Annotated in this window: 14 protein-coding genes; 8 read left to right on the top strand and 6 right to left on the bottom strand. The window is 71.7% G+C overall.

Annotated elements, in window-relative coordinates; translation table 11 throughout:
- On the bottom strand, positions 1-455 hold a 455-nt coding region (locus FNH05_RS12275), incomplete at its 3' end, for a hypothetical protein (protein WP_144587566.1).
- Between the two features lie 250 nt (positions 456-705).
- Between FNH05_RS12275 and FNH05_RS12280 the strand changes: the two genes are divergently transcribed.
- The 3 genes from FNH05_RS12280 to FNH05_RS12290 all read left to right on the top strand — a co-directional run bounded on the left by FNH05_RS12280 (position 706) and on the right by FNH05_RS12290 (position 5,986).
- Positions 706-2,502, top strand: coding sequence for an HSP90 family protein (locus FNH05_RS12280; protein ID WP_144587568.1), 1,797 nt, complete (start codon positions 706-708; stop codon positions 2,500-2,502).
- Positions 2,499-5,354: a hypothetical protein gene (locus FNH05_RS12285; RefSeq protein WP_144587570.1), complete on the top strand. Its 2,856-nt coding sequence runs from the start codon at positions 2,499-2,501 to the stop codon at positions 5,352-5,354. The genes FNH05_RS12280 and FNH05_RS12285 overlap by 4 nt, the downstream gene beginning before the upstream one ends.
- Positions 5,355-5,563: 209 nt before the next feature.
- The gene (locus FNH05_RS12290) at positions 5,564-5,986 is read left to right on the top strand and encodes a hypothetical protein (protein ID WP_144587572.1); all 423 of its coding nucleotides are present in this window, start codon (positions 5,564-5,566) and stop codon (positions 5,984-5,986) included.
- 30 nt (positions 5,987-6,016) lie between these two features.
- On the opposite strand, the gene FNH05_RS12295 is transcribed toward FNH05_RS12290, so the two are convergent.
- Positions 6,017-6,706 carry an NUDIX hydrolase gene (locus FNH05_RS12295; RefSeq protein ID WP_186382513.1) on the bottom strand — a complete coding sequence of 230 codons (690 nt, stop codon included), beginning with the start codon at positions 6,704-6,706 and terminating at the stop codon, positions 6,017-6,019.
- A 73-nt stretch (positions 6,707-6,779) separates the two neighbouring features.
- Here FNH05_RS12295 and FNH05_RS12300 point away from each other — a divergent pair, with 73 nt between their 5' ends.
- From FNH05_RS12300 to FNH05_RS12305, 3 genes are read left to right on the top strand one after another with little or no spacing between them, the layout of a single operon-like run.
- On the top strand, positions 6,780-7,637 hold the full coding sequence (locus FNH05_RS12300; protein ID WP_144587576.1) for an ARPP-1 family domain-containing protein: 858 nt from the start codon (positions 6,780-6,782) through the stop codon (positions 7,635-7,637).
- Positions 7,634-7,993 carry an ADP-ribosylglycohydrolase family protein gene (locus FNH05_RS39745; protein WP_222426587.1) on the top strand — a complete coding sequence of 120 codons (360 nt, stop codon included), beginning with the start codon at positions 7,634-7,636 and terminating at the stop codon, positions 7,991-7,993. The genes FNH05_RS12300 and FNH05_RS39745 overlap by 4 nt, the downstream gene beginning before the upstream one ends.
- Entirely contained in the window at positions 7,927-9,066 is a 1,140-nt protein-coding gene (locus tag FNH05_RS12305) for an ADP-ribosylglycohydrolase family protein (protein ID WP_281287609.1), read from the top strand. The genes FNH05_RS39745 and FNH05_RS12305 overlap by 67 nt, the downstream gene beginning before the upstream one ends.
- A 9-nt stretch (positions 9,067-9,075) precedes the next feature.
- Here FNH05_RS12305 and FNH05_RS12310 read toward each other — a convergent pair whose 3' ends face one another.
- The 3 genes from FNH05_RS12310 to FNH05_RS12320 are packed head-to-tail and all read right to left on the bottom strand — an operon-like array spanning position 9,076 to position 14,706.
- Entirely contained in the window at positions 9,076-9,714 is a 639-nt protein-coding gene (locus tag FNH05_RS12310) for a TetR/AcrR family transcriptional regulator (protein ID WP_144587578.1), read from the bottom strand.
- Positions 9,711-11,444, bottom strand: coding sequence for an AMP-binding protein (locus FNH05_RS12315; protein ID WP_144587580.1), 1,734 nt, complete (start codon positions 11,442-11,444; stop codon positions 9,711-9,713). Before FNH05_RS12315 ends, FNH05_RS12310 begins: the two co-directional genes overlap by 4 nt.
- 19 nt (positions 11,445-11,463) lie before the next feature.
- Positions 11,464-14,706 (bottom strand): carboxyl transferase domain-containing protein, encoded by a 3,243-nt coding sequence (locus tag FNH05_RS12320; protein ID WP_144587582.1) that lies wholly within the window; start codon positions 14,704-14,706, stop codon positions 11,464-11,466.
- A gap of 408 nt (positions 14,707-15,114) precedes the next feature.
- Here FNH05_RS12320 and FNH05_RS12325 point away from each other — a divergent pair, with 408 nt between their 5' ends.
- On the top strand, positions 15,115-15,993 hold the full coding sequence (locus FNH05_RS12325) for a hypothetical protein (protein WP_144587584.1): 879 nt from the start codon (positions 15,115-15,117) through the stop codon (positions 15,991-15,993).
- A 163-nt stretch (positions 15,994-16,156) separates the two neighbouring features.
- On the top strand, positions 16,157-16,420 hold the full coding sequence (locus FNH05_RS12330; protein ID WP_144587586.1) for a GlsB/YeaQ/YmgE family stress response membrane protein: 264 nt from the start codon (positions 16,157-16,159) through the stop codon (positions 16,418-16,420).
- A gap of 78 nt (positions 16,421-16,498) precedes the next feature.
- Here the strand turns inward: FNH05_RS12330 and FNH05_RS12335 are convergent.
- Positions 16,499-17,638: MFS transporter (locus FNH05_RS12335; protein WP_246127679.1), on the bottom strand; the 1,140-nt coding region annotated here is incomplete at its 5' end.

Raw genomic sequence — 17,638 nt, forward strand, 5'->3', positions numbered from 1 at the left:
AACGAGCACGTGTCCTCCGCTGTCGTGACGCCGGGAAGGGGGTGGGCGGCGCGGGCGCGCGTGTAGTAGCGGCACGCGCGGGTGGCGCAGCACATCTTGCGGATACGCCAATGCCTGCGGAACTCCTCGGGCCGGGACAGCCGCCCGGGGTGGAGCCCGAACCGGAGGTAATGCCTTGTGCCGTAACGCTCTTCGTCCCGCCCCGCCTCGAACGCGACGGTGGCCCAGCCCAGCCAGGCGCGGCGGAGCACCATCGAGCAGCCGTCGCGGCCTGCCCTGACCCGGCGGCGGCAGAACCGGTGCAGCACGCGGAGATCCGGCAGGCCTTCGGAACAGGTTTCCGCCGAGGCTCCCGCGACGTGGTCGATCACCACGTGGCCGGGGTGGCGGGGATCGCCGTGGAACAGGACGGGCAGGCCGCAGGAGGAACAACCGAAGGTGTCCAGCCACGCCATGGGCAACCCTCCTCGGTTCCGCGCAGCGACCAGTGTGACGCGCGACACGCGGCCGTTGTCAAGAAAGGGGCGCCGACAGGACGCGCGATTGCCGCCGAAAGGACCAACGCGGGCACCCGGCCCGGCCGATTCTCCCCGGCGGGCTTGGATAGCATGGCGCTCCGGCATTTTCGCTTCCGTTGCCGCCCCGTGTTCACCTACGGTCGTGGCCCGGCGTGCGGTTCGGGCTCGAGGAGATCAGGGGGTTTTCGTGGAGCGGGCTTTCCAGGTCGATCTGCGCGGCGTGGTGGAGTTGCTGAGCCACCACCTCTACGGCAGCCCTCGCGTCTACGTCCGGGAGGTGCTGCAGAACGCGGTCGACGCGATCACCGCCCGCCGCGCCCTCGACCCCGGGGCACCGGCGCGCGTCGAGATCGAATCGCCTGCCGCCACCGGTGACGGCACCGTCCGCGTGCACGACACGGGGATCGGCCTGACGGAGGCCGAGGTGCACGAGTTGCTCGCCACGATCGGCCGCAGTTCGAAACGCGACGATCTCGGCTTCGGCAGGCACGAGTTCCTCGGCCAGTTCGGGATCGGGCTGCTGTCGTGCTTCCTGGTGGCCGACGAGGTGCGGGTGCTGACGCGGTCGGCCACCGGTGGGCCGACGGTTCAGTGGCGCGGCCACGCCGACGGCCGGTACGAGGTGTCTCCCGCCGAGACCGAGCGCGCCGAGCCCGGGAGCACGGTGATCCTGGTGCCCCGGCCCGGAACGGGCCAGTGGCTGGAAAGCGCGGTCATCGCGGATCTGGCCCGGCTGTTCGGCGGACTGCTGCCGATCGAGGTGACGGTGGACGGGCGGGTGGTCACCGGGGACGGGCCGGTCTGGCAGAGGGCGTACCCCACGGTCGCCGACCGGGAACAGGCATTGGCCGCCTACGCCGAAGACGTTTTCGGGTTCACCCCGTTCGCGGTGGTCGATCTGTCGGTGCCCGAGGCGGGCCTGACCGGGCTGGCCTTCGTGTTGCCCCAGGCCGTCAATCCCGCGGCACGCGCGGGGCACCGGGTCTACCTGAAGCGGATGCTGCTCGCGGAAGCCGTCGACGGGTTGCTGCCGGAATGGGCCTTCTTCGTCCGGTGCGTGGTCGACGTGACCGAGCTGCGCCCCACCGCCAGCCGGGAGGCCCTCTACGAGGACGACCTGCTGGAGAGCACCCGCGAGGCTCTGGGGGCGCGGCTGCGCGACTGGCTGATGGAGTTGTCCACCACCGACCCGGTCCGGCTCACCGAATTCCTGCGGGTGCACCAGTTGGGCGTGAAGGCGCTCGCGGTGCACGACGACGAGATGCTGCGCCTGGTGGACCGCTGGCTGCCGATGGAGACCAACGCCGGGCACGTCCCGCTGGCCGAGTTCCGGCGCCGGTTCGGCACCGTGCGGTACACGCCGTCGGTGGAGGAGTTCCGGCAACTGGCCGCGGTCGCCGCCGCGCAGGGGGTCGGCCTGGTCAACGGCGGTTACACCTACCACAGCGCGATCGTGGAGCGGTTGCCCGCGATCGACCCGGACGTCCGGGTGGGCAGGCTGGACGCGGCGGAGCTGGCCACGCGCTTCGATCTGGTCGATCCCGCCACGGAACTCGCGCTGCGGCCGTTCCTGTCCACCGCGCAGGCCACGCTGGACCGCCTGGACTGCGAGGTTTCGCTGCGGGCCTTCGAGCCGCCGTCGCTGGCCGCGCTCTACCTGGTGGACCGGGAAAGCACGCACCGCGCGGAGCTGCGGGCGACGAGGAAGGTCGCCGACGACCTGTGGGCGGACCTGCTGGGGGATCTCGACGGCACCGGTTCCGACCGGCCGCAGCTGATGCTCAACCACCGCAGCCCGCTGCTGCGCCGGATCGCGGGCCTGCCCGATTCCCGGCTCGCCGTGACGGCGGTGGAAGCCCTCTACGTCCAGGCGCTGCTGCTCGGGCACCACCCGCTGCGGCCCGCCGATTCCGCCTTGCTCAACCGTTCCTTCGCCGGCCTGCTGGAATGGGCCGTGCACGACCAACAGGGGGAGACCGCGTGAGGCGCACCGAAGAGGAACTGCGCGGGCTGCTTCGCGAGGCCGGGGAACTGCCATTCGGGGACGGGCAGAACGCGCGCCTGGAGGATCTGCTTCGGCACGCGGAGGCGGGTGGGCACGAGCGGCTGGCCTTCGACATCCGGCTGCAGATGATCACCGCTTACGCCTTCGGCCCGGCCAAGATCAGGATGTTCGTCCCGTTCGCGCGCTGCCTTGCCGACTTCGACCGCAATCCGGCGCAGTACGGGCCGTGGGTCGAGCGCCGGCTGTTGTGGTCGTTCAAGCACGTGGTCGAAGCGATGACGGACTTCCCCGAGATCCCGCTGGCGCGGGTGACGACCGCGCTGGACGATATGGAACGCCGATTCCAGGCGGGCGGTCACAGCCCGCATGCGGTCTACACCTACCGGCACCACGCCGCCGAGCATGTCGGCGACCGTGCCGCGGCCGATGCCTGGTACGAGAAGTGGGTGGCCGCACCCCGGGACGGGTTGTCGGACTGCCTGGCGTGCGAACCCAGCGACCGCGCCGAACATCTGAGCGCACGAGGGCGGGACGAGGAAGCCATCGCCGTCGCGGAACCGGTGCTGCGGGGGCAGACCGGCTGCACCGAGCAGCCGCAGCGGATTCTCACCTCACTGCTGTTGCCCTACGCGCGCACCGGGGAGTCCGCCGCGGCCCGTGCGGCGCACCGGCGCGCGTACCGGATCCTGCGAACGCGCCCCAGCACGCTGGGCATGCTGGCCGAGCACGTCGAGTTCTGCGCGCGGACCGGTAACGAGGCGCGGGGACTGGAACTGCTGGACCGCCACCTCGGGGGGCTGGACGAGGCGCCGACACCCTTTTCCGCCATGATGTTCGCGGCTTCGGCGGCGTTGCTGCTGCGCCGGGTGGGGGAGTCGGGCCACGGCAACCTGAGGATCCGCCGTCCGGCTCACCGGGAGCGGCCCGCCACGGAACCGACCGCCGACGAGTTGCGGGACACCCTCGCCGCGCAGGCACTGGAGATCGCCGCACGGTTTGACGCGCGCAACGGGACCTCGCACCAGTCCGGACGCGTCCGGGCGCTGCTCGCCGCCGAACCGGTCGCGGACCACCTTCCGCTGTCGGCCACGGCCGGGCGGACTGCGCCGGTGGTCGCGGAGGTTCCGCCCGCCGAGGTGTGGGCGGGGCTGTCGGCGGCGGAGTTGCTGGACCGTGCCGAGGAGAGCCTCCAGCGCCAAGAGACCGACACTGCGAAGGAAGCCCTGCGCCGCGCGGAATCCCGTGGGGAGGAGACAGGGGAGAACGACCCCGTGCTCACCGGGCGCGCCGTGGTGCTGCGTGCCGTGCTCGCCAAGCCGGACGGTGACCCCGACCTCGTCGAGGCGGAGTACCGCGAGGCGGTGGGGCATTTCGCCGCCGGGGGCGACGAGGACCGGCGGCAAGCGGCGCTGGGACGGCTCGGATTGTTGCTGTGCGAGCACGGGCGGGCGGCCGAAGGCCTGCCGCTGCTGCGTTCCGGTGTGGCCCACTTCCGTGCCGGGGACGGCGGGGGCACCGGCCCGCGGCTGGTGTGGGCCCTGCTCCGGCTGATCGCGGGTCTGTCGGCGGCCGGTGAGACCGGCGAGATCGGGCGACTGTTCGGCGAAGCGGACGCCGCGGCGCGCCGGTGCGACGATCCGCTGGTGTCCGGGTCGGTCGCCTGGGCCCGGCTGGACTTCACCTCGATCGACGATCCGGAGAAGGCTGTGCCGGTGGCCGCCGCGGCGGTGGAGGCCTACCGGAAGGCCGAGGCGCCCCGGCTGGTGTCCGTCGCGTGCTACCGGCTGTCGATGCTGAGGCACGCCAAGGGGGACCGGGATGGCGCCCTCGAGGCGGCCACGGAGTCGGTGGCGGGCCTGCCCGCTTCGGCGCCGCCGGCACTGCGGGCGTCGGTACTGCGCTGGCACGGGAATCTGCTCACCGCCTCGGGACGGGCCATGGAGGCAATCCCCGGTCTCGTCTCGGCGGTGTCCTACGCGCGCATCGCCGGAGAACGCCGTCTCGAAACGGAGTGCTGTCAGGCGCTCGCGGTCGCCTATCAGGAGGCGGGGCAGCACCTCGACTGCGCCGAGGTGGCCGAGGAGGCGATCGACGGGTACGAGGAACTGGGCGAGCCGTCCGCGGCCGACGGGTGCCGTTACCTCCTGGCGCAGGCACACCAGGCCATGGGCGAACTCGGCGCGGCGGTGGCACGGTACGAGGAGATGATCGCCCGTGGGCGGGAGCGCGGGGAAACCGGCGCTCTGGCACAGCTTCTGGCGGAGAGCGGCGACCTGCTGGACCGGCTGGACCGGGACGCTTCGGCGGCCGAGCGTTACCGGGAAGCCGGTGACGCCGCGGCGCTGTCGGATGACCCGTACCGGGTGGCCTACTGCCGGTACCAGGAAGCGCTTTCCTTGTTCTGGGCGGGCCGGCGGGAGCAGGCGCTCGTAGTGCTCGGCGAGGCGGACCAGGCGGTCGCCGCTCTGCCCGGGGAGGAGCCCACCGCGAAGGCGTGGCACGAGGCGCAACTGCACGGGAATGCGGTGCGCATTCTGCGCGGCACGGGGAAGCCGGACGAGGCGGTGGGCCGGGCGGAGCGCGCGGTGGCCTGCTTCCGGGCGGCCGGGGCAGCGGAGCGGGCCGCCGGAGCGCAAGTGACCCTCGGGCAGGTGCTGCGGGAGGCGGGACGCGCGTCCGACGCCGAGCCGGTGCTGCGAGAGGCGCTGGCGGCGCTGAGCGACGGCGAGCGGATCCACCGGGGTGCCGCCGCGACGCTGGGCGCGGTGCTCGCGGAACTCGGCCGGGAAGAGGAGGCGGCCGAACTTCGCGCCAGGCTCGCCGAAGGCTGACGCCTGTCGAGCCCGGCCGTGCGCCGCGTATGCGCTGAGTCCTGCTGCCCGCCCAGTGGCGGTCGTACCGCTTCGTACGGCGTCGTGCGTAGCCGGAAGATACGAGCCGTTTCGGACGACTCGGACCCTCGCGCCATGAGTCACTTCCCTCGGACAACTTCACCCCGGCGATTCCGGGGCCTGGACGAAACACGAGGGGACGGTCACCGATGGCGAACGAGAGAGACCAGGACCTCGGCGGGATCCGCCGCGCGCTGGCGGTTTTCCTGGCGCTGGCCTGTGTGGGCGTGCTCGTGCAGATCTTCACCGGGGTGCCCTACCCGAAGGTGCCGCCGGGGCCCATCATCCTTGCGGTGACGGCATTGCTGGTGGCCGTCGTCCGGTGGCGGTGGATGCCGGTGCTCGGGCTGCTCGTCGCGCTGTTCCTCAGCGTCGGCGCGGTCGCCTCGGGCACGACGCTGCCGCGGCTGGCCGAGCCCACGCGGCTTGGCCCGTTCGCCGGTACCTGGCTGCAGATAGTGGCCCAGCTCGCCGCGATCGCGGCCGGTCTCGCCGGGGTCTTCGCGGCCTCACGAAAGGCCCGCACCGGGACGGCGGCGCCCTTCTCGGGGGAGCGTCGGACAGGCCGGTAGCGGGCGATTGATTCGCAGCGAAGGGCCCCGCTACTCCGTTGGCGTGCGCCGCCGGTAGAGCCGGGCGGGCCTGCCGACGGTGCCGGTGCTCCATTCGCCGGTCTCTTCGAGATGGGGGTCCATGTGACGCCGGAAGGTGTCCTTCTGGAGTTCCTGGATGCCGGAGACGGCCTCGTGCAGGCGCCGCAGTTCATAGAGCGTGAACGCGGTGTCGAGGAGCCCCGCGGGATCGGGGCGTTCGTCGTAGGCCGATCGGGCCCAGCGGACCGCCTCGCGCACGACGTCCGCGTGGTCGAAGCCGAGTTCGTCCCGCTCGCCGGGGAGGACGACGTCGAACCCGTCGATCGGGGCCAGGATGACCTCGTCGTTCACCTGGTCTTCGAGGCGGTCGGCGCGGACGAGATCCACGTGGGCGACGCTGAGGACCCGGCCGCGCGGGTCGCGTGCCGGGTCGTCGAACACCTTGAGCTGCCGTGGGTGCTGCCCGGTGACCCCGACCTTGTCGCGCAGCGCCCGCAGGGCGGCCTCGTCGAGCCTTTCGTCGAGGCGCAGGAACGTCCCGGGAAGCGCCCAGCTTCCCTCCTGCGGCCGCCGGTGCAGGAGCGCGGCCAGGCGGGACCGGCGGCCGTCGCGGAGGACGGTGAGCAGGGCGACGTCGACGGCCACCGAGGGGTGTGGGTAGTCGCTGAGCCGCTTACCGTGCTCGTCCTTCCAGACCATGCTTGCCAAGTTAGCGTACATCTGCTCTTATTTGTTAGCGCAAGTTCGCGCAAACTAACGAGGAGTGGGGTTCGTGCACTTGTTGGATCTGCACCTGGGCAAGCCCGCCTGCCGTGGCGCTCTCACCGTGTTCCCGATCTGGAACGGCGGCGCGACCGGCGATCGCCGCTACGACCTCGGCACCGGCAGTCTCGCCGTCGAGGAGCGCGCTGAGGGACCCGTCGTCGAGGAACTCGTCGTCACGAACTCCGGATCCTGGCCGGTCCTGGTGCTGGAGGGGGAACTGCTGCAGGGAGGCTGGCAGCACCGGGTCGCCGCGCGCACCGTGCTGGTGGACGCCGGGGCGAGCGAGGTGCTCGACGTCCAGTGCGTGGAGAAGGACCGCTGGGCCGGTGCCCGGCGGCACGCCCGTACCGGCACCAGGGTGCCGCCGCGGGTGCGGGCCCGGACGCGGGAGGGGCAGAACGCGGTGTGGTCGGAGGTGGACCGTTACGAGCAGCGTTACGGCCGCAGTGAAACCGCTTCCCTCGCGCAGGCCACCCAGGCGGTCGAGTGTGAGGCACGGGAACTCGTCGCCGGTCTGAAGCCCCTGCCGTTCCAGAGCGGCGTGCTGATCGGGGTCGCGGGGCAGCCGCTGCTGCTGGAGGTGTTCGACTGCCCGGACACCCTGCGGCAGGCGTGGGACGCGCTGCTGCGGGCGGCAGCGGTAGACGCGGTCGGCCTGGCGCCGGTTCCCACCCCCGGCCGCAGAGCGCGCCGGTTCGCCGACCGCGTGGGGAAGGTGAACCTCGCCGACAAGCGCGACGCCGGTCTCGGCAGCCAGGTGCGCGGAGTGTCGGAGTACGTGCTGCTCGACTGCCTGCTGTGGGAAGGCGGCACCGTGCACGCCACGGCGCTCAACCCGAGGCATGAACTGGTGGTGGCCCAGTGAGCCGGCTGAACGCCCGGCAGGCCGATCGTGCCGCTGGAGCGCTCCTCGGGGCCGCCGTCGCCGATGCGCTCGGCGTGCCCTACGAATACGGCTCGAGGCCGCTGGAGGAACAGCCGCGGATGCACGGCGGCGGTCTGGGCGGGTACGCGCCCGGACAGTGGAGCGACGACACGGAAATGACCGTGTGCCTGGCCCGGGTGGCCGCGACGGGACTGGACCTGCGGACCGAGGACGCGCTGAACGCCATCGCGACGGCTTCCGGGGGTGGTATGCCGACGACCCGCCCGATATCGGCACGCAGACCCGTCGTGTTCTCGGCGAGGCGGCGCGCCGCGGCGGTACCGCCGCCGACCTGACCGGGATCGCCGCCCGGCTGCACGCCGAGACCGGACGCACCGGCGGCAACGGCTCGCTCATGCGCACCGCTCCGGTCGCGCTCGCGCACCTCGGCGACCCGGCCGCGATCGCCGGGGCGGCGCGCGCGGTGAGTGCCCTGACTCACCACGACCCGGTCGCCGGCGACGCCTGCGTCCTGTGGTGTTCGGCCATCGAGCACGCGGTCCGGACGGGAACGCTCGACGTGCGGAGCGGGCTCCCGCACGTCGATGCCGCCTTCTGGGGCCCCCTGCTCGATCAGGCAGAGCGTGTCGGGCCGGAACACTACGCCGGGAACAACGGATGGGTGGTCGCCGCCCTGCTGGCCGCCTGGTCCGCGGTCTCGCCCGCTTCGTCCTATGTGGACGGTGTCGTGCGCGCGGTCAACGGTGGCGGTGACACCGACACCGTGGCGGCGATCGCCGGTGCGCTGCTGGGCGCCCGATACGGCGGCAGTCTCGTCCCGGCCCGGTGGCGGCGCCTGGTGCACGGCTGGCCCGGGCTGCGAGCCCGCGACCTGGTGCGCCTGGCCCTGCTGACGGTCGAGGGCGGCGGGACGGACGCCGACGGGTGGCCGTCCGCGCCGGCCGTCCCGTCCTATGCGGGGGTGCCGGAGATCGTTCGTGCGCATCCGGACGACGGCGGGGTGCTGCTCGGATCGGTGGGGGCGCTGCGGCCGGGGGTGGCCGACGCGGTCGTCTCGCTGTGCCGCCTCGGCGGCAAACAGGTGCCGGTGACGGAGGATCCGCGTGACCACGTCGAGTTCTGGCTGGTCGATCAGGAGGACGCCAACAACGACGTTGCCGCGGTCGTCGCCGACGCGGCCGGGATGGTGAAGACCCTCCGCGAGGAGGGCAAACGCGTGTTCGTGCACTGCGTTCACGCGCAGACCAGGACCCCGCTGGTGGCGGCCGCGTACGGGTCGCTGGTCACCGGTTCTTCCTTCACCGAATCCCTGCGGCGGGTCCGGACCGTGCTCCCCACCGCCAGTCCCCGGAGTTCCCTGGTGCGGCTGCTGCGGCAGGCTCACGACGGCCGCGGGCTCGACGGGTGACGCGCGGGCTCATCCGGACGCCCTGTCGACGCCGAGGATGCGGAGGTAGATCGCGGTGAGTTCGTCGACGAGACGCTCGAAGCCCTCGCGGTCGGCCGGGACTTGGCGGGCGAAACGGGCGAAGATCCCGGTGATCGCTTCGGCGACCACCGCGGGGGTGGCGGCCGGATCGGCCTTTCCCGCCTTGGCCAGTCGCTCGACGTAGCGCGCCACCCGTCGCGTCGGCCGCCGGGTGATCTCCTGCCAGATCTCGCGGATCCGCTCATCGGTGATGGCCTGGTGTTCGATGACGGTGAGCAGCTCGTGGTTCGCCGCGTGCGCGGCGAGAAAGGCTTCGGCCGACGCGCGCCCCAGCGCGTAAGGGTCGTTGACGTCGACGTCCGGGATCTCGTGCCCCGCAAGGAATTCGTCGCGCACCCGGGCCGCCACTTCGCGGAACACGTCGGCCTTCGTCTCGAAGTAGGCGTAGAACGTGGGGCGGGAGACCTCGGCCTCCGCCGTGATGTCGGCGATGGTCGTGCGCGCGTAGCCGAGGCGCGTGAACACCCGTGCCGCGGCATCCAGCAGGAGGCTCCGGGTCTCGTGCCCCTTGTCGGCCCGCAACGCACGGGCGGACGCCCACTCCGGCCGTCCCGGAGCATCCGTCATCGCCCCTCCTCCTTGAGCTCGTCGAGGATCCGTGCCCGCAACCGGTATTTTTCGACCTTGTTCGTCGGCGTACGCGGGAGGTCGGGAACGATGCGAACGTGCCGCGGTCGCATGTACTTCGGCATCGCGCCCGCCGCGAACTCGTGCACGTCCTGTTCGGTGAGCACCTTACCGTCGCCGCTGACCACGTAGGCGACGACGTCGTCCTCGCCGCCCTCCCGGCTGGGGATCGAGAAGACGGCGGACAGCTGCACCGCCGGATGCCGGTTGAGGATTTCCTCCACCTGGAACGAGGAGAGGTTCTCGCCGCGCACGCGGATCCGGTCGCCGAGCCGGTCGACGAAGCAGAACATGCCGTCCGCGCCGCGCACGGCGGCGTCACCGGTGTGGAACCACAGGTTGCGCGTCGCCGCGACGGTGGCTTCGGGTTTGCCCAGATATCCCGCAGGCACCAGGCCCGGCAGCCGCGGCCGCACCGCGAGCTGGCCCGGTTCACCATCGGCGCAGTACCGGTCGTGCTCGTCGAGGACGGCGACCTCCAGGAACGGGCTGGGCAGTCCCATCAGGCCCTTGTGCCGCACCTCGTCACCCCGCAGCACCGGCATGCCCAGCGCGGTGGTCAGCTCCCGGATCTCGGCGTGGGAACGGCCGCGGTAGAGCTCGGGTGGCGTGCCCCCGCCCGCCTCGGTCTCTTCGATCACGACCGCCAGCGGGGCCCCCGACTCCGTCTGGCCGAACCCTGCCGTGACGAAGTCGATCCCGAAGCGCTTCGCGACCTCCGCGTGGTGTGCGGGCAACGGCTGCATGTGCACCTTGTTGAGCGTGTTGCGGCGGTCGTCCTCACCGGCCGGGGCGTTCATCAGCCAGGGGATCATCACGTCGAGCAGGATCGCGGTGGTGGCCCCGCGCGAGGCGATCCGCCGCCAGAAATCGCCCGAGCTGAACCGGTTCCACACCGCGACCTCGCACCCGGCCCAGGCCGCCCGTGCGATGTTCGCGATCGCGCCGCCGACGTGGTAGAGCGGCAGGTCGTTGTAGATCACGTCGTCGGTGGTCAACGCCCGGCGCAGGTTGAAGGTGTACTGGGCCAGCCACCGGTACGGCTGCACCACGCCCTTGGCCGGTCCGGTCGTGCCGGAGGTGTAGATGATGTTGGCCGGGTCGTCGAACTCCACGGTGACCGGTGGCCGTTCGGCCGGGGCCTGAAGCTCCGCCCAGGCGAGTTCGGGCAGCCGGGGGCTGACGTCCTCGCGCGTGGCGACGTGGTCGTGTGCTCCGGCGGGCGGTGCGTACACCGCCACCGTCGGGGCGCCGTCCAGATCGTCGGCGACAGCGTTGAGAGCCGGCAGCAGCGCCGGGTCGGTCACCACCATCGCCGGTGCGGTGTCCCGCAGCTGGTAGGTCAGCAGGTGACCGGTGTAGGCGAAGTTCACCGGGCAGTAGACGGCACCGGCCTTCCAGATGCCGAACATCATCAGCGCACTGGCGAACGGGTTGGCGCAGAAGACACTGACCCGATCGCCCTTGGCGATGCCGTGGGCGGCCAGGTTTCCGGCGATGGCGTCGGTCCGGCGGGCGAACTCCGCGTAGGTCAGCGTGATCCCGTCCTCACCGTAGTGGAAGAACGGCCGGTCGCCCGCGGTGGCGGCCCAGTGGTCGAGGCGTTCGGTCACGAGCTCGCCGTCGGCGCGCAGCAGAGCGGTCAGGCCCGCCTGGGTGGTGTCGGTCATGGTGTGTCTCCTGTCCGGGTCAGGGCCGGGTGCCGAAGGACGGCCGTCCGGTCAGTGAAGGCAGCAGCCGATAGGCGTCACGCACCCAGTCGCACAGCAGTGGGCGGCTGTCGCGGGGATCGATGATGTCCTGCACACCGAAGTGCTCGGCGGTGCGGAACGGAGAGGTGAGTCCGGCGAGTTCGCGGGCGATGCGCTCGGTCTCGGCGGCCGGGTCGGCGGAGGCCTCGATCTGTGCCCGGAAAGCGGCCTCGATACCGCCTTGCACGGGCAGTGAACCCCAGTCGCCGGACGGCCATGCCCAGCTGCGGCCGGCTCGGTGCCGGTTGACGATCCCGGCGCCGCCCACGCCGTACACCCGCCGCACGATGAGTTCGGCCTGCGGCACGCGGGCCTGGTAGACGGCTGTCAGAGCGCGGGCACCGTGGCGGATCGTCCCCCGCCGCTCCGCGGTACCGCCGATCGTCATGCCCGCCTGGTCGGTGAGGCTGACCAGGGGCAGGTGGAAGGTCTCGCACAGGTCCACCAGGCGGGTGATCGCGAGCGCGCCTTCGACCGACATCGTGGCGCCGGAGAACGGGTCGGCCGCGAGGACACCGACCGGGTGGCCGTCGAGCCGTGCGAGCGCGGTGTAGGTACCGCCCCCGTATTCGGCGTAGCGGAACACCGAGCCGCGATCGAAAACCGCCTCCAGGATCGGCCCGATCGCGTACGGCCGCCGCCGGTTGCGGGGCACGGCTCGCAGGAGCACCTCGTCCCGGCGGTCGGCCGGATCGGCCGAGTCGCCCACCGGGGGCAGCTCGAACACGCTGGACGGCAGGTAGGACAGGAACCGCCGGATCATCTCGAAGGCGGCCTGCTCGTCGGCGGCGATGCGTTCGACCGTGCCGTTGCCGCGGTGCACGCCGGCACCGCCGAGCTGTTCCTTGCCGAGGTCCTCGCCCGTCGCGGCCCGCACCACCGGTGGTCCCGCCGTGAACAACTGGCCGATGCCCGCCACCATGACCGACAGGTGCGACATCACCAGCCGCGCCGCGCCGAGCCCGACGGTCGGTCCGAGTGCGGCGGCCACGACCGGGACCAGCGAGAGGTTGTCGACCACGGCGTCCCAGCCCGGGTTCACCGGCACATAGGTGAAGCCCAGCTCCTGCACCATCTTGACGCTGCCGCCACCGCTGGCACCGTCGAGCAGCCGCACCACCGGCAGGCGCATTTCGCGCGCGTACTGCTCGGCGAAGATCTGCTTGCCGTGCACCGCGCCGTCGCCGGACCCGCCGCGCACGGTGAAATCGTCCACCCCGAACAGCACCTTGCGGCGGTCGATGCGGGCCGTGCCCGCGACGAAGTTGGCCGGCAGCACCTTGCCCTCGGCATCCGGGAAGCCGGTGAGCACACCGATCTCGGTGAAGCTGCCCGCGTCGGCCAGCGCGTCGATCCGCTCGCGCGCGGTCAGCCGCCCCGCGGTGTGCTGGCGCCGCACCTTCGCCGGGCCGCCCATCCCCAGCGCGTCCGCACGGCGACGGGCGATTTCGGCCACCTCGGCCGACCAGTCGGCGTCCACGGCCTCCACGGCCGCCTCGCCGGCCTCGTCACCGGGATGTTCGGCCGGTTCGCCGTGGACCAGGGGCGCTCCCTCGACGACCAGGTCACCCGGGCTCACCAGTACCTGCCCGATCGTCATCGCCGCAGGGGCACCCACCACGTGTTCCATCTTCATGGACTCGATGACCGCCACTGCCGTGCCGGGGCCGACGGTCAGCCCGGCCTCGGCCTTGAGTTCGACCACCGTGCCGGTCATCGGCGCCGCGACCGCGACCGCGCCTTCCGGCACCTCCGGCACCTCCGCCACCTCCGGCGTATCCAGGGCGACGGGGTTCGGCGGCGCGGCGGTGGCGCGCGGTGTTGTGCGCGTGTGGGCGAGCAGCGACGGCAGGCGCCGTTCGAGGAAACCGGTATCCCAGCGCGTGCCGGTGAAGGCCGCGTCACGGAGGATGCCCTGCACCAGGTCCAGGTTTGTCGGCACGCCTTCGACGAGGAAATCACCGAGCGCGGCATCCAGGCGGGCGGTGGCCGCGGCGAAGTCCTCGGCGTGGCAAACGACCTTCGCCAGCAAGGAGTCGTAGCGCGGACCGGCCTGGTAGCCCGCGTACCCGTAGGTGTCGACACGCACGCCAGGTCCGGACGGCGGCACGAACGCGGAGATCCGGCCGGCGCCCGGGCGGAAGGTACCGTCCTCGCCGAGCGTTTCCAGGTTGACCCGCGCCTGGATCGCCGTACCGCGCGGGTCCGGGGGAGCGGTGAGCCCCAGCTCGGGCAGCGTCGCCCCCAGTGCGACCCGGATCTGGGTTCTGACCAGGTCGATGCCGGTGACTTCCTCGGTCACCGTGTGCTCGACCTGCAGGCGAGGGTTCGCCTCGATGAAAAAGAACTCCTCCCCGTCGACGAGGAATTCGAACGTGCCCAGGTTGTCGTAACCGGCGGCCCCGGACAGCCGCAGCGCGGCCGCCAGTACGCGCTCACGGACCGGCTCGTCCAGCCACGGGCTCGGCGCCACCTCGACCAGTTTCTGGTGCCGGCGCTGGATGGTGCAGTCGCGCTCCCCGCAGTGCTGCACGTTTCCGGCACGGTCACCGACCACCTGCACTTCGATGTGCTGCGGCGTGGAGAGCAACCGTTCCGCGTACAGCTCGCCGTTTCCGAAGGCCTGCGACGCCTCCGAGCGGCAGCGCTCGAACGCGTCGGGCAACTCGGCCGGGTCCCGAACCGCGCGCATGCCCCGTCCGCCGCCGCCGGCCACCGCCTTGAGCATCACCGGGCCGTGCTGCGCGGCGAAGGCCCGCGCTTCGGCGAGTGTCGTCGCGCGACCGGTGCCGGGGAGCACGGGCACGCCCTGTTCGATCGCGAAGGCCCGCGCGGCGGCCTTGTCACCGAAGAGATCCAGCATGTCCGGCCGCGGGCCGGCGAAGGTCAGTCCCGCCTCGGCGCAGCGCCGGGCGAACTCGGCATTCTCGCTGAGAAAGCCGTAGCCGGGATGGACCACCGAGCAGCCGGCCCCCCGGGCGGCGGCGATGATCGCCTCGATGCCGAGATAGGCGGCCGCACCGGCTCCGGGGATCGGCACCGCCTCGTCGGCCGCCGCCACGTGCGCGGAGTCCTTGTCATCCACCGGATGGACCGCCACCGCGCGAAGGCCGAGTTCGTGTGCGGCGCGCACGATGCGGACGGCGATCTCGCCGCGATTGGCGACCAGGACGGCGCTCATCCCACTCCATCTGTTGACGTTGACGTTAATGTCAACACCGTAGCGTCCGTCCGGGATGCCGACAAGGCCGTTCTTCGGCGGCCGTACCGCGGACCCCGGCCGCCCGCCTTTCGCCGTATCGCGGCCTTTTCGGTCCGCGGTCGCATTTGCCGCTGATCGGCCCCGTTCGGCGACAACACCCGAAATGGACCGGTAAATCCTCGATTCCTCCCTACCGTGGTGGGTGGCGATTCCGATCGCTCTGTGCTGCTCCGGGGCGGCGGAATTAGCTTCCTTGTGCACGGAAAGAGAATTTACGCCGAAGTCGGTGGCGGCCGACGAAAGTCGGTTCCGGATTGGTGTGCGCCGTGGGTACGTTCCCTTTGTCATCTCCCGTCAGGTCCCCCCCAAGAAACCGGAGAGATAAGAATGTCGCTGAAACGAAGGCTTCGTCGTGTCCTTTTCGGGGCCGCGGTCTGCGCGAGCGCGGTCGCGGTGGCGGTCGCGGCACCCGGCAGCGCCGGTGCGGCCACGGCCGCGCACCAGCAGGGGTCCCACCACAAGATCGTCATGCACCGGGTGGGCGCGAAGGCCAGGCCGATGGCCGCGAGCAGCGGCCTGCAGTGGGGCGGCGGCCCCGTCCAGCACAACACCAAGGTGTACCTGGTGTTCTGGGGCTCCCAGTGGAAGAGCGACGCCAACGGCGTCCAGTCCTATCTGACCAACTACTTCGCCGGGCTCGGCAACGGATCCGAGCGGTGGAGCAACGTCATGGACCAGTACACCGACAACAGCGGAAACGCCTCGAGCGGGAACCCGGTGCTCGGTGGCGCCTGGGTGGACAGCGCTTCCGCCGCACCGTCCAGCGCGAGCCAGTCGGCCATCTCCGCCGAGGCCAACCGCGGCGCCAGCCACTTCGGTGTCTCCGGGGTCAATGCCGACATCTTCGTGGTCAGCCCCTCGGGGACCAGCCCCGACGGCTTCCCGAACTCCGGTTTCTGCGCCTGGCACGACTGGAACGGCAACGTCGCCTACACGAACATGCCGTATGTGCTCGATGCCGGTTCCGGATGTGGTGCGAATTCGGTGCAGAACAAGCTCGACGGATTCAGCATCGTCGGTGGCCACGAATACGCGGAGGCCGAAACCGATCCGCAGGCCGGGAACGGCTGGGTCGATTCGAGTGGCCAGGAAAACGGCGACCTGTGCGCCTGGCAGGGCCTGACCGCGCTGTCCGAATCGACCGGCACCTTCGCGGTCCAGCCGACCTGGAGCAACGCCGTGGGCGGGTGCGCCACCTCGGCCTGATCCCGGAGAGCAAGGCGTCCCGGCCCGTCCCGAGATCATGATCGGGGGCCGGTGTGCCGCGGCCGGGCGCCGCCTGCCATCCTGTGCCGCCAGGAACGTGGCCCGTGGCTTCGCCGTGAGGGAAGCCGCGGGCCACGCCGTCGTGCGGACGAGAGGACAGCCAGTGGGCGTCATCAGCTGGATCGTGCTGGGCCTGATCGCCGGGGTGATCGCCAAAATGCTCATGCCCGGCAAGGACCCGGGCGGCTGCATCATCACCATGCTGCTCGGCATCGGCGGAGCCTTCGTCGGCGGCTGGGTCGGCAAGACCCTCTTCCACGTGCAGCTCGGCAAGTTCTTCGACCTGCGCACCTGGGGCCTGGCCATCCTGGGCTCACTGATCATCCTGGCCGCCTACCGCCTGCTCACCGGCAAGCGCCGCGACTGAGTTTCCCGCGCCGTGAGGGGCCCTTCACAGTCGATACGACCGTGAAGGTCCCCCGTCACGGGAAGTGCTCGGGCGGGATCAGGGCCGGCGGGATGTGGCCAGCCAGGAGAGTCCGAGGCCGGCCAGCGCGAGGACGGCACCGGCCAGGCCGGTCCACCGCAACGCGCCCGCGGCGACCAGGCCGCCCCCGAGTGCCGAGCCGAGCGCGTTGGCCAGGTTGAACCCGCTGACGTTCACGGCGACCGACAGGGTGGGCGCGTCCCCGGCGTGCTGGAGGATCAGGCCTTGCAGCGGTGCGATCGTGGCGGTGGAGAGCAGCCCGAAGACGAGCACCGCGACGACGGTGGCCGGCCGCGACGGGGCGGCGAACGGCAGGGCGGCCAGGAGCACCGTCAGGGCGAGGAACACGATCCGCACCGTCATGGTGGGTGAGACCTCGGTCAGCCGCCCGGCGGCGAGATTCCCGAACAGGCTGCCGACGCCGTAGGCGAGCAGCAGTGCGGAGGCCGCGCCGCTGGAGAATCCGCTTACCTGCACCAGCAAGGGCACGAGGTAGGTCAGTACCGTGCCCGTTCCGGCGAACCCGATCGCGGTGGTGGCGATGGCCAGCAGCACCGGGCGGCGGCGCAGGACCCGGAGCTCGGAACGGATGCCGGTGGCCGGTGCGGGTGTGCGTGGCATCGCCACGGCCAGGACGGCGCCGCCCGCGGCGGCGATGATCGCGACGGCCAGGAACGGTGTCCGCCAGCCGAGGGCCTGGCCGAGCAGGGCGCCGAGGGGGACCCCGAGTACGGTCGCGACGGTCAGCCCGGACACCACGGTGGCGATGGCGCGGCCGGTCCGCTCGGGTGGCACGATCGTCGTGACCACGATCATCGAGACGGCGAACAGCGTCCCATGGGACAGCGCGGCCAGCACCCGGCCCACCACCAGCAGGCCGTAGGAGGTCGCGACCGCGCAGACGAGGCTTCCGGCCACGAACAGTGCGATCAGCCCGAGGACCAGGCCTTTGCGGGGCAGGCGGGCGGTGACCAGGGTGATCAGCGGGCCACCGATCACGACCCCGAGGGCGTAGACGGTGACGAGCTGGCCGGTGCCTGCCACGGATACGCGCAGTCCGGCCGCGATCTGCGGCCGGAGGCCTCCTACCAGGAGTTCGGCCGTGCCGATCGCGAAGATGCACAGGAGGACACCGGCGAGGACGGGGGCGGGCCGTCC

Source organism: Amycolatopsis rhizosphaerae (genome assembly GCF_007713715.1).
Taxonomy (GTDB): domain Bacteria; phylum Actinomycetota; class Actinomycetes; order Mycobacteriales; family Pseudonocardiaceae; genus Amycolatopsis_E; species Amycolatopsis_E rhizosphaerae.